This window comes from Aquaticitalea lipolytica, assembly GCF_014641635.1.
Lineage (GTDB): Bacteria > Bacteroidota > Bacteroidia > Flavobacteriales > Flavobacteriaceae > Aquaticitalea > Aquaticitalea lipolytica.
The window spans coordinates 101,553-115,024 of sequence record NZ_BMIC01000005.1; the positions used below are offsets into that span (position 1 = coordinate 101,553).

At 32.3% G+C, this 13,472-nt stretch carries 9 protein-coding genes; 6 read left to right on the top strand and 3 right to left on the bottom strand.

Annotation, left to right across the window (positions count from 1 at the left end):
- Positions 1 to 12: 12 nt before the first annotated feature.
- A complete protein-coding gene (locus IEW41_RS11655) occupies positions 13 to 2,769 on the bottom strand; it encodes a 2-oxoglutarate dehydrogenase E1 component (protein ID WP_188606543.1) in 2,757 nt (918 codons plus the stop codon).
- 185 nt (positions 2,770 to 2,954) lie between these two features.
- On the opposite strand from IEW41_RS11655, the gene IEW41_RS11660 reads away from it, so the two are divergent.
- Positions 2,955 to 3,428 carry an alpha-ketoglutarate decarboxylase gene (locus tag IEW41_RS11660; RefSeq protein ID WP_229660217.1) on the top strand — a complete coding sequence of 158 codons (474 nt, stop codon included), beginning with the start codon at positions 2,955 to 2,957 and terminating at the stop codon, positions 3,426 to 3,428.
- Here IEW41_RS11660 and IEW41_RS11665 read toward each other — a convergent pair.
- The gene (locus IEW41_RS11665) at positions 3,412 to 3,759 is read right to left on the bottom strand and encodes a hypothetical protein (RefSeq protein ID WP_188606545.1); all 348 of its coding nucleotides are present in this window, start codon (positions 3,757 to 3,759) and stop codon (positions 3,412 to 3,414) included. The two genes, IEW41_RS11660 and IEW41_RS11665, sit on opposite strands and share 17 nt — an antisense overlap.
- Before the next feature lies 1 nt (position 3,760).
- Positions 3,761 to 4,735, bottom strand: a complete 975-nt coding sequence (locus IEW41_RS11670; RefSeq protein ID WP_188606546.1) for a polyprenyl synthetase family protein — start codon at positions 4,733 to 4,735, stop codon at positions 3,761 to 3,763.
- Between the two features lie 125 nt (positions 4,736 to 4,860).
- Here IEW41_RS11670 and IEW41_RS11675 point away from each other — a divergent pair, with 125 nt between their 5' ends.
- From IEW41_RS11675 to aspS, 5 genes are all read left to right on the top strand, one after another.
- Positions 4,861 to 5,463 carry a TetR/AcrR family transcriptional regulator gene (locus tag IEW41_RS11675; RefSeq protein ID WP_188606547.1) on the top strand — a complete coding sequence of 201 codons (603 nt, stop codon included), beginning with the start codon at positions 4,861 to 4,863 and terminating at the stop codon, positions 5,461 to 5,463.
- Between the two features lie 3 nt (positions 5,464 to 5,466).
- Positions 5,467 to 6,879, top strand: coding sequence for a TolC family protein (locus tag IEW41_RS11680; RefSeq protein WP_188606548.1), 1,413 nt, complete (start codon positions 5,467 to 5,469; stop codon positions 6,877 to 6,879).
- 12 nt (positions 6,880 to 6,891) lie between these two features.
- Positions 6,892 to 8,079, top strand: coding sequence for an efflux RND transporter periplasmic adaptor subunit (locus IEW41_RS11685; RefSeq protein WP_188606549.1), 1,188 nt, complete (start codon positions 6,892 to 6,894; stop codon positions 8,077 to 8,079).
- Complete coding sequence (locus tag IEW41_RS11690; protein ID WP_188606604.1) at positions 8,072 to 11,587, top strand: efflux RND transporter permease subunit; 3,516 nt, start codon at positions 8,072 to 8,074, stop codon at positions 11,585 to 11,587. The genes IEW41_RS11685 and IEW41_RS11690 overlap by 8 nt, the downstream gene beginning before the upstream one ends.
- A gap of 114 nt (positions 11,588 to 11,701) precedes the next feature.
- On the top strand, positions 11,702 to 13,456 hold the full coding sequence (aspS, locus tag IEW41_RS11695) for an aspartate--tRNA ligase (RefSeq protein WP_188606550.1): 1,755 nt from the start codon (positions 11,702 to 11,704) through the stop codon (positions 13,454 to 13,456).
- Positions 13,457 to 13,472 lie beyond the last annotated feature (16 nt).

A 13,472-nucleotide genomic window follows, 5' to 3' on the forward strand; every position in this document is an offset into this window, starting at 1 on the left:
GTTTTCTTTAAATTATCGTTGGTTGTTTTTGGTTTTATCAAAAACGTAATCAATTACTTCTTGGTGACGACGCTTAGATCGTGTTGAACTTCCTGCTGCTGGTGCTCCATAAGCTCTCATTGAAGCTGCTCTGAATGTTTTTGCCTCATCTAAATGCATCAACATATGGCTATAAGCTCCCATGTTTCTTGGCTCTTCTTGTGCCCAAACTACATCATCGGCATTTTTATATTTCTTCAATATATCTCTAATATCATCCGTTGGCAAAGGAAATAATTGTTCTATCCTAACTAAAGCAACATCATTTCTGCCAAGATTTTCTTGTGCTTCTAGTAAATCGTAATAGAATTTTCCTGTTACAAATACTAATGTTTTAATTTTATCAGCTTTAGCTTGCTCATCATCAATTAACATTTTAAAACTTCCATTTGCAAACTCATCAACTGTTGAAACACATCTTGGATGACGTAATAAACTTTTAGGTGTAAATACAATTAAAGGTTTTCTAAAATTAGCCTTCATTTGTTTACGTAACAAATGGTACATGTTTGCAGGTGTTGTACAATCTACTACATACATATTATCTTTTGCACACAACTGTAAATAACGCTCCATACGTGCCGAAGAATGCTCTGCTCCTTGACCTTCATAACCATGAGGTAATAACATTACCAATCCATTTTGAAGTTTCCATTTATCTTCAGCTGCTGAAATATATTGGTCTAACATTATTTGAGCTCCATTACTAAAGTCTCCAAATTGCGCTTCCCAAATGGTTAATGTTTTTGGGCTTGCCATAGCATAACCATAATCGAAACCTACTACACCATATTCTGATAATAGTGAGTTATAAATAAAGAACTTTCCTTGCTTATCACTTATTTGATTGAGCAATAAAATTTCTTCTTCACTATCTTCTACTTTTACAACTGCATGACGATGAGAAAAAGTTCCACGTTCTACATCTTGACCAGATATACGAACATCATAACCTTCTTCTAACAAAGTACCATAAGCCAAATGCTCTGCCATTGCCCAATCTAGTTTGTCTTCATCAAACATTGTTTGTCTTGACTCTACTAATCGTTCAATCTTGCGAATGAATTTTTTATCTTTTGGAAGTGTTGATATAACTTGCGTTATTTTTGATAACTCTTTTTTAGAAACCTTTGTGTTGATTGGCTTCATCATTTCATCTTCAGTTACTGTCACATAATTTTTCCATTCATTTTCCATAAATGGAGTAATGACAGTTTTTTCAATTTTACGTGAATCTTCAAGATTAACTTCTAAAGATGCTTTATAGTCTTCTTCTAATTTTGTAACATACTCCTTGTTGATAATACCTTGTGCAATTAATTTTTCTGCATAGATATCTCTAGGGTTTTCATGCTTAGCTATAGCTTTGTATAATTTTGGTTGAGTAAAACGTGGCTCATCTCCTTCATTATGACCATATTTTCTATAACCTAATAAATCTATAAATACATCACGTTTAAACTTCATTCTAAAATGCAATGCAAACAATACTGAATGTACTACAGCCTCAACATCGTCAGCATTAACGTGTAACACTGGCGACAAAGTTACTTTACCTACATCTGTACAATAGGTGCTTGAACGTGCATCTAAATAATTAGTAGTAAACCCTATTTGATTATTAACTACAATATGAATTGTACCATTAGTTTTATAACCATCTAATGATGCCATTTGTATAATCTCATAAACAAGTCCTTGACCAGCAATAGCTGCATCACCATGTACTACGATTGGTAATACTTGTGACGGATTGTCCGGATATTTATCGTCTTGTTTTGCTCTTACAATACCTTCAACTACAGCTCCAACAGTTTCTAAATGTGAAGGGTTTGGCGCAATATTTAAGTTAATTTTTGCTCCTGTATCTGTAACTCTATCACTTGTCCAACCTAAATGGTATTTTACATCACCATCAAAAACTTCCTGCTCATAATCTTTTCCGTCAAACTCACTAAAAATGTCTTTAGCAGATTTTCCGAAAATATTTGTTAGAGTGCTTAAACGTCCACGATGAGCCATTCCCATAACAAACTCTTTAACTCCATACTCAGAAGCTTTTTCAATAATTGCATCTAAAGCTGGAATTAATGACTCTCCTCCTTCTAATGAAAATCGTTTTTGACCAACATACTTTGTATGTAAAAAACTTTCAAACGAAACGGCTTCATTTAGTTTTTTAAGTAAATGTTTCTTTTGGTCAACCGTGAAATTTGGCTGATTATCATTTACATTTAACTTATCTTGAATCCACTGAATTTCTTCAGGTTTTCTAATATACATATACTCAACACCAATTGAGTTGCAATAAATTTTATCTAAATGCACAATTATGCTTCTGAGTGATTGTGGGCCAATGCCTAAAATCTCTCCTGCAGAGAACACTGTATCTAAATCTTGGTTTGACAACCCAAAGTTGGCTATATCTAAAGTTGGCTCATAGGTTCTTCTTGCTCGAACTGGATTAGTTTTTGTAAACAAATGCCCTCTGTTTCTGTAACCATCTATTAAACGAACAACATTAAATTCTTTCTGAATTTGTTCAGGAATTTGTGTAGATACACCTTCAACAATTTCTCCATTTAACCCATAGCTTTCACTACCAAAATCGTAACCTTGAAAAAAGGCCCTCCAACTTGGTTCAACTGAATCTGGATTTAGTAAATATTGGTCGTATAAATCAGCAAAATATGCTGTATGTGCTGCGTTTAAGAAGGAAAATTTATCCATTATGCTTTGTAAAACGTTCTGGTGTTGTCAAATTTTTTTCAAAAATACAACTTTTACTAAAATTAGATATGGTTTTATTATATTTATAATATTCAATTGTAATAAATTATCTAATTATGAGTTTTAGCCCACAAATCTTGAAAAAACAATTTCTTTTAAGTCTAATTTTTTGCTTTTGTTCAACAGTGATACTTTCACAAAACAACAATCCAGATTCTAAAAAAGATTTTTGGAAGCATGTTCGCTTTGGTGGAGGTTTAGGTTTAAGTTTTGGCGATGGGTTTTTTAGTGGTACAATAGCGCCAAGTGCTATTTATGAGTTTAATAATAAGTTTGCTTTAGGAGTAGGACTTAATGGCACTTATAACAGTCAAAAAAACGCATACAAATCAACAATTTTTGGTGGAAGCATTATAGGGTTATTTAGCCCAATTGAAGAACTACAGCTTTCGGCAGAATTTGAAGAACTTAATGTTAATAGAAAGTGGGAAGATAATTTAGGAATTGAAGACCAAAACTATTGGTATCCTGCGTTGTTTATTGGTGCAGGTTATAGAACAAGAAATGTAACTGTTGGTATACGCTATGACGTGCTTTATGATAAAGATAAAAGTGTTTATGCAGACGCTTGGGCTCCTTTTGTTAGATTTTATTTTTAAACCAAACCTTTTGCCACTCTCGCTTTAAAATTAAAAATGTTACTTGTTCTGATAATTGTATGGCATCACTTCCATCGAGCTGCTTTATTTTTTCTTCAGATACATCAACGATATAGAGTAAGTTAAGATAATCATTAAACTTTTCTTGTATTAATTTATAAACCGTTTCATGAAGTATTAACTTTAAACTTGAAGGTAGCACCTCTTCATCAAACTCTAAATTTATGTTTGCAAACAACAAGTCTTTATTTAACTGAGCAATAAGTTTTTTGTATAAATTAAGTTGATTAGCTTCCTCTACTAATTCTTCAAAAGTTGTTACTTTTTTCATTTTATACTTTTCTGCTCATTAACTGCTCTCCAAACTGTTTTAAAACTTGCTTTTTTTCTTCAGAAATTGCAATATCTTCTAACACTGAAAAAGCTTTATTTGTGTAGTTTTTAATTTCTTGTTGGGTTGCATCGGCTGAGCCACTTGTTATAAACAGTTGTTTAACAGATTCTATTTTATCATTATTTTCAGAAGGACTTATTCCAAAAAGATGTTGTAATTGTAAAGCATCTTCATCATTAGAAAATTCTAATGCTTTAAGATATAAATACGTTTTTTTGTTCTCAATAATATCGCCTCCAACTTGTTTTCCAAATGTTTTTGGGTCACCAAAAGCGTCTAAATAATCGTCTTGTAACTGAAATGCTATACCTAGGTTTTTTCCAAATTGATAAATACTTTGCTGATCTTTCTCTGATGCTTCGGCAACAATTGCTCCCATTTTCATGGCGGCTCCAACTAAAACAGCTGTTTTATACTCTATCATTTTTAAATACTCTTCAATAGTTACATCATCTCGAGTTTCAAAATCCATATCGTATTGTTGCCCTTCACAAACCTCTAAAGCTGTTTTGCTAAACAACTTGGCTAATGCTTGAAAGGTTTTAGCATCATAATTTTCAAACAACTGATATGCCATAATTAGCATTGCATCTCCTGATAGAATACCTGTATTTATATCCCATTTTTCATGAACGGTTTCTTTTCCTCTTCGTAATGGCGCATCATCCATAATATCGTCATGTATTAATGAGAAATTATGAAATACTTCAATACTTAATGCTGCGTCTAAAGATTTTTTATAATCGCAATTAAAAATTTCGGCAGTCATTAACGTTAAAACTGGACGTAACCGTTTACCTCCTAAATCTAGTATATATTGTATTGGTTGATACAATGAAGCAGGTTGCCTTTCAACCTTAAAATCATTAAGATATTTTAGAAATGCTTCCTGATAGAATTGAATATGTTGCATGTCACAAAAATAAAGTAAATGAATCAACTATTACAAGCTCTTTAAAAACATATGTTAAGAAATTATTAAAACTTTGGAAACTATTTTTGTTTTTAAAGTTTCCTTGTGTACATTTGCACCCAATTATGAGAGAAAAAATTATACAAAAATCAGCCGAACTGTTTTTAACACTAGGTTTTAAAAGCGTAACAATGGACGATATTGCCAATGAAATGGGCATATCTAAAAAAACCATTTATGTGCATTTTGAAAACAAAACCAAGTTAGTTGAAGCAGTTACCTTTTCGCTTTTTGAGAATATTTGCGATGGTATAGATTGCATTTGTGATGCATCACACAATCCTATTGAGGAATTGTACGACATAAAAATGTATGTGATGAATTATTTAAAGAATGAAAAAACATCGCCACAACATCAACTTAAAAAATATTATCCTCAAATATTTCAGCGACTACAGTTAAAGCAATTCGAAAAAATGCACGTCTCTGTTAAAGAGAGTATTCAAAACGGAGTAGACACTGGTCTTTTTAGACCTAATATAGATGTCGATTTCATTTCAAGAATGTACTTCAATGGAATGTCTGGAATAAAGGACGAGACTATTTTCCCTTCACAAAACTTCACAATGGACTATTTAATGGAAAGTTATTTAGAATACCATTTAAGAGCTATTGTTACAGACAAAGGGCTAAAAACATTAAACAAATTCATAAACAATCAATCATAAAACATGTATAAAAAAATTATAATAACCTTAGTGGTGTTGCTCCCTTTTTTAGGATTATCTCAAGAGAACACACAAAGTTTCAGCTTACAAGAAGCCATTGATTTTGCATTACAAAATAACAGAACATCAAAAAACGCTGAACGCGATATAGAAGCTGCAAAACAACGTAAATGGGAAACGACAGCAACAGGTTTACCACAAATAAATGGGAAAATAGAATATCAAAACTGGTTAAAACAACAAGTATCACTTTTACCAGCTGCAGCTTTTGATAACACACAAAGTGTTATAGATGTTGTAAATGATTATTTTGATGCTAACCAAACAAATTTTGATGTTAACTCACCTGACGGTTTTATTCCTGTACGTTTTGGAACCAAGCAAACAATGAATGCGTCAGTTACAGTAAGTCAATTAATTTTTGATGGTTCTTATCTTGTTGGTTTACAGTCTGCAAAAGTGTATTTAGAAATTTCTGAAAACGCCAAAGTAAAAACAGATTTAGAAGTTCGCAAAGCAGTTATTAATGCTTACGGAAATGTGCTTTTAGCTGAAGAAAGTGTTCAGATATTACAACGAAACAAAGAAGTGCTTCAAAAAAACTTAAACGATCTAACTAAAATTTATGAAAATGGATTGGAAGAAGAAGAAAGTGTTGAGCAATTACAAATCACGCTTTCTAGTGTTGAAAGCTCACTTAAAAATACCGAACGTTTAAAAACATTGGCTTATCAAATGTTTAATATCACTTTAGGAATAGATCTTAATAACAATTCTGTTTTAACAGATAATCTAGAAACTTTAACTCAAGAAAACATCTCATTAACTCTTTTAGAGGCAGATGCCAATGTTGAAAACACTATCGATTATCAAATAGCAGAGAACGACAAGGTTTCTAAAGAGTTGTTACTAAAATTAGAAAAAAGTAAAGCTTTACCTAGTTTAAGTGCTTTTGTAAATGCAGGTTATTCAGGAAATGCAGATAATTTCGATTTCTTAAAAAAAGAACAACAATGGTTTGGGTCATCTTTATTAGGTGTAAGTATGAATATTCCAATATTTAGTTCTTTAGGTAGAAGTGCATCAACTCAACGTGCAAAAATAAACCTTGAAAAAGCTGAAGATGATTTATTAGAAACACAACAAAAACTTCAATTACAAATATCTTCTGCTAAAAGCAATTATCAATTTGCTATAGAAGATTATGATAACAAAAAACAAAACCTAAAACTTGCTGAACGTATTGAAGCTAAAAATCAAACCAAATTTTTCGAAGGTATTGCTTCTAGTTTCGATTTGCGTCAAGCACAAACTCAATTATACACAGCTCAACAAGAATTTTTACAAGCAATGTTAGATGTAATTACCAAAAAAGCTGAATTAGAAACCATATTAAACTCAATCAACAAACAATAAAAACACTATCAAATGAAACATATATTATCAATCATTGCAATTGCATTCATTTTAACTTCCTGTGGTGAAGAAAAAAAGAATTCTGTAGAAAAAGTATTAGAAAGTAATAATCTAGAAACTATTAGAACAAAACGTGCTGAATTAGTTGGCCAACAAGAAGCTATTCACGCAAAAATAAAATTGTTAGATGAAAAAATTTCTGAATTAGATACTACCAAAAATATTCCTCTAATAACAACTTTCACTGCAAAACAAGAAGTGTTTAATCACATGCTTGAATTACAAGGTAATGTGACTACCAAAAACTTAATGGTTATTACTCCAGAATACAATGGTATTCTAACCAATGTGTATGTTAAAGAAGGTCAAAAAGTAACTAAAGGTCAAGTATTAGCTAGAATTGACGATGGAGGGTTAGGACAACAATTAGCACAATTACAAATTCAGGCTGATTTGGCTAAAACAACTTTTGAGCGTCAAAAACGTCTTTGGGATCAAAAAATAGGAAGCGAAATTCAATATTTACAAGCTAAATCTTCTTATGAATCACAACAACAAGCAGTAAATCAATTAAAACAGCAGTTAGCTAAAACTACTGTTAGAGCTCCTTTTTCTGGAACTATTGATGATATTATTACAGAACAAGGTAGTGTTGTTGGTGCAGGACAAACACAGCTAATACGCATTGTAAACCTAGACAATATGTATATAGAAACCGAAGTGCCAGAACGTTATATTTCTAATGTAGTTGCAGGTAAAAATGTACAAGTAGAATTTGCTGTTTTAGGAAAAACTATAGATACAAAAGTACGTCAGGCTAGTGATTTTATAAACCCAGCAAATAGAACGTTTAAAGTAGAAATTGCTATTCCAAATAAAGAAAAAACTATTAAACCAAACCTTACTGCAAAGCTTAAAATTAATGATTACACAAGCGAAAATGCATTACTAGTACCACAAAGTATTATTTCAGAAAATGCAGAAGGTGAACAATATGTTTATGTAGTAAAAAACAAAAATGCTAACGGAGAAGGTGTAGCAAATAGAGTTATTATTAAAACAGGAAAAACACAAGGCGATGTTATTGAAGTTCTTGAAGGTATTGAGAATGGTGTTGAAATTATTAAAGAAGGAGCAAGAAGCGTAAAAGATGGCCAAACTGTGAAAGTATTAACTTATGAAACTGAAAAAAATGGCTAAAAACAAAAAACAAATCGATAAAGAATTTGGTTTATCATCGTGGGCTATTAACAATAAAACCACAATGTATGTGCTTATTTTAGTAATCTTCTATCTTGGTTTAGTTGCATTTTTTAATATGCCAAGAGAAAACTTTCCAGAGGTTAATGAAACTAAAATATACGTAAGTACAGTTTACCCAGGAAACACAGCTGAAGATATTGAAAAGCTGATTACAGATCCTATTGAAGATAAACTAAAAACAGTGAGTAATATGGTTGACATTACCTCAACATCACAAGAAGATTACTCTATGGTGATTGTTGAGTTTGATGAAAACATTACTGTTGACCAGGCTAAACAAAAAGTAAAAGACGAAATTGATAGTGAAACATCAAGCGAAGATTGGCCAACTTTTAATGGTGCCAAAGTAGAACCAAATATATTTGAGTTGAGCCTATCAGAAGAAATGCCTATTCTTAATATTAATATTTCTGGAGATTATCCTATTGAAAAATTAAAAGAGTATGCTGAATATCTTCAAGATAGAATTGAAAACTTAATTGAAATTAAAAAAGCAGATATACGTGGTGCTCAAGATAAAGAAGTAGAAATTGCTGTAGACATCTATAAAATGATGGCTTCAGAAGTTACTTTTAACGATATCATTGGAGCTATTAATAATGGTAATATGACAATGTCTGCTGGTAATTTAATAGCAAGTGGACAACGTCGTACTATTAGAATTCTTGGTGAAATAGAATCGCCTTCACAATTAGAAAATTTTGTTGTAAAATCTGAAAACGGTGAAGCTATTTACTTAAAAGACGTGGCAACAGTGGCTTTTAAAGAAGAAGACAAAACCACTTTTGCTAGAGAATATGGTGATCCTGTAGTGATGCTCGACGTTAAAAAGCGTGTTGGAAAAAACATGGTTGATGCAGTAGACCAAATTAAAGTAATTGTTAAAAACGCAAAAGATGATTATTTCCCAAAAGATTTAAAAGTCACAATAGCAAACGATCAGTCATCTGTAACCATAGGTCAAGTAGATGATTTAGTTAACAACATCATATTTGGTGTTATCCTTGTTGTAACGATTTTAATGTTCTTTTTAGGATTTAAAAATGCCATATTCGTAGGGTTTGCAATTCCAATGTCCATGTTTATGTCGCTAATGATTTTAAATCTTTTAGGACATAGTTTAAACACAATGGTTCTTTTCGGACTAATTATGGGACTAGGAATGCTTGTAGATAATGGTATTGTGGTTGTAGAAAACGTCTATCGACTCATGGATGAAGAAGGCATGAGTAGGCTTGAAGCAGCTAAAAAAGGAATTAGCGAAATTGCTTTCCCAATTATTATCTCAACAGCAACAACAGTAGCAGCCTTTATCCCATTAGGTTTATGGCCTGGAATTATGGGAGAATTCATGATGATTTTACCAATAACGCTCTCTGTTGTTTTAGGATCTTCATTATTTGTGGCTATCTTTTTTAACTCGGTTTTGGTGTCTCAATTTATGAGTATTGAAGATAAAGACATGCCATTAAAAAAGATAATAACTTCTACAAGCATAATGGCAATATTAGGTCTTATTGTGTTTTTTGTAGCTGGAGAATATAGAGCATTAGGAACATTAATGTTATTTACAGCTATTATGCTTTGGGTATATCGTTTGTTCTTAAGAAAAATGGCAAATAATTTCCAAAACAACACTTTAGTAAAACTCGAAAATTGGTATGAGCGTCAATTACGTCGTGCGCTTTCAGGTAGAATGCCTATCGCATTAACTGTTGGAACTTTCGCTTTATTGATTTTAGCCTTTGTTGCTTTTGGAGCTTCTTTAGCAACACAACGTACAAAAGTTGAGTTTTTCCCAGATAACAAACCAAACCAAATTATAGTTTACATCGAGTACCCTCAAGGTACTGCAATCGATAAAACAAATGCCATAACTAAAGAAATTGAATCTAGGGTTTATAAGGTTCTTGATAATAGCCAATATAAAGAAGGTGATTATAATTTCTTGGTAGAAAGTGCTGTTTCTCAAGTAGGAGAAGGTGCTGGAAACCCACAAACTGATGGTGGCTCTGCTGCCGAAATGCCTCATAAAGCTAAAATTACAGCTTCCATGAGAGAGTTTAAGTACAGAAAAGGTGAAGATAGTGAGTTATTGCGTCAAAAAGTACAAGAAGCTCTAGTAGGCATTTATCCTGGTGTATTAATTTCAGTTGAAAAAAACATGGATGGTCCTCCAGCTGGAGCTCCTATTAATATTGAATTGGAAGGTGATGATTATAATGAATTGATTAACACCGCAGAAAATATGCGCGAATTCATCAATGAAAAAAACATTGCTGGAATTGATGAGCTAAAAATTGATGTTAATAAAGATAAGCCAACAATGCGTGTTACTATTGACAGAAAAAAAGCAGGAGAATTAGGAGTTAGTGCTGCTCAAGTTGGCCAACAATTGCGTAATTCAATCTTTGGTGCAAAAGCAGGTGTTTATAAAGAAGGTGGTGATGATTTTGATATTTATGTTCGTTTTAATGAAGAAAACAGATATAACACTAGTGCTTTATTCAATCAAAATATCACGTTTAGAGATAATACTGGTAAGCTAAAAGATATTCCATTATCTACATTAGTTAAGTTTGAAAACAATTCTGGTTTTAGTGCTATAAAACATAAAAGCACCAAGCGTGTGGTTACAGTATATTCTGCTTTAGCACCTGGTTATACAGATGCATTAGCGATTGTAACTCAAGTTCAAAACGAAATGAAAAGTTATGAAGGTTTGCCAGAAAACATCAAAATAGATTATACAGGGCAAATTGAAGAGCAAAATAAACAAATGGCCTTTTTAATGGGCGCATTTTTTACAGGATTACTCTTAATATTTTTCATCTTAATTTTTCAATTTAACTCTGTTTCAAAGCCAGCAATTATTATGATGGCAATATTCTTAAGCTTTATTGGAGTTTTTGGTGGCATTGTAATTACTGGAAGTGCATTTGTCATTATGATGACCATGGTTGGTATTATTTCATTAGCTGGAATTGTGGTAAACAATGGTGTTGTATTACTTGATTACGCTCAACTTTTAGTTGATAGAAAAAAGAATGAATTAGATATCGATATGGATGATTATTTAGAAGTCGATGATTTGTTCGAAAGCATAGTAAAAGCAGGAAAAGCACGTTTGCGTCCTGTATTACTTACAGCAATTACTACGATTTTAGGATTAATTCCATTAGCAATAGGATTAAACATTAACTTCTTTACTTTATTTAGCGATTTTAATCCTAATATTTATATGGGAGGAGATAACGTAGTATTTTGGGGTCCATTAGCTTGGACAGTAATTTATGGATTATTAGTTGCAACCTTCCTAACATTGATTTTTGTTCCAGTTATGTTTTTCCTTACAATGAAATTCAAAATGTGGCTACGACGAAAAGTGAAATCAGTAAATGAAGATTTAGAAAATGGATCTAACGTCCAATTGGACATTGATTAATAGCGAAAAAGCCTCGACAAATGTTGAGGCTTTTTTATTTGATAATCATATAACTTCATTAAATTTGCAACCTTAAACACTTTACTAATTAGAAAAGTGTAAAAAATTAAATTTATGTATAGAAGTCACAATTGTGGTGAAATAAGAACATCACACATTAATAACGAAGTTACACTTGCAGGTTGGGTACAAAAAATACGTGATAAAGGATTTATGGTTTGGGTCGATTTACGTGATCGATATGGTATTACACAACTTATTTTTGATGAAGAGCGTACACCAAAAGCAATAATGGAGCAAGCTCAAAAATTAGGACGTGAATTTGTAATCCAAGTAAAAGGAACTGTTATTGAACGTGCTTCTAAAAACCCAAATATCCCAACAGGTGATATTGAAATTTTGGTGTCTGAATTAACTATTTTAAATTCTGCAATATTGCCACCTTTTACAATTGAAGATGAAACAGATGGTGGAGAAGAATTACGAATGAAATATCGTTATTTAGATATTCGTCGTAATCCAGTAAAAAACAGTTTAATTTTTAGAGCTAAAGTGGCTCAAGAGGTTAGAAATTATTTGTCGAAAGAAGGATTTATTGAAGTTGAAACGCCTTATTTAATAAAATCTACTCCAGAAGGAGCTCGTGATTTTGTTGTGCCTTCTCGTATGAATGAAGGTCAATTTTATGCATTACCACAGTCGCCTCAAACGTTTAAACAATTGTTGATGGTTGGCGGCATGGATAAGTATTTTCAAATTGTAAAATGCTTTAGAGACGAAGATTTACGTGCCGACAGACAGCCAGAGTTCACACAAATAGATTGCGAAATGGCATTTGTTGAACAAGAAGATATATTAAATGCTTTTGAAGGTTTGACTCGTCATTTACTAAAAGAAGTAAATGGAGTTGACGTCAAAGAATTTCCAAGAATGTTATACGATGATGCTATGCGTTTGTATGGAAATGATAAACCAGACATTCGTTTCGGGATGCAATTTGGAGAGCTAAATGAAGTTACTCAACATAAAGATTTTGGTGTTTTTAATTCTGCTGAATTAGTTGTTGGTATTGCTGTTCCTGGTGGAAACAATTATACTCGTAAAGAAATAGACCAACTTATCGATTGGGTAAAACGCCCACAAATTGGTGCTTTAGGAATGGTTTATTGTAGAGTAAATGAAGATGGAACTTATAAATCTTCAGTTGATAAATTTTATGACGAAGCTGATTTAGCAAAATGGGCTGAAATCACTGGAGCAAAAGTTGGCGATTTAATATGTGTACTTTCTGGAGACACAAATAAAGTTCGTCCGCAACTGAGTGCTTTACGTATGGAATTGGCAACACGCCTTGGTTTACGTAATCCAAAAGAATTCGCTCCACTTTGGGTAATGGATTTTCCATTATTAGAATGGGATGAGGACACCCAACGTTACCATGCAATGCATCACCCATTTACCTCTCCAAAACCAGGTCAGTTAGAATTACTTTCTACAAATCCAGGAGATGTAAAAGCAAATGCTTACGATTTAGTGTTGAATGGTAATGAAATTGGAGGTGGTTCAATTAGAATTCACGATAAAAAAACACAATCGTTAATGTTTGATTATTTAGGCTTTACACCTGAAGAAGCTAAAGCACAATTCGGTTTCTTAATGGATGCTTTTCAATATGGAGCGCCTCCTCATGGTGGATTAGCATTTGGGTTAGATAGATTAGTTGCTATTCTTGGCGGACAAGAAACAATACGTGATTTTATTGCATTCCCAAAAAATAATTCTGGTCGTGATGTGATGATTGATGCACCTGCTCCTATTGATGACAAACAACTTGAAGAGTTAAGTTTAAAACTAAACCTTAAATCATAAAAAATTAATCCTGCAA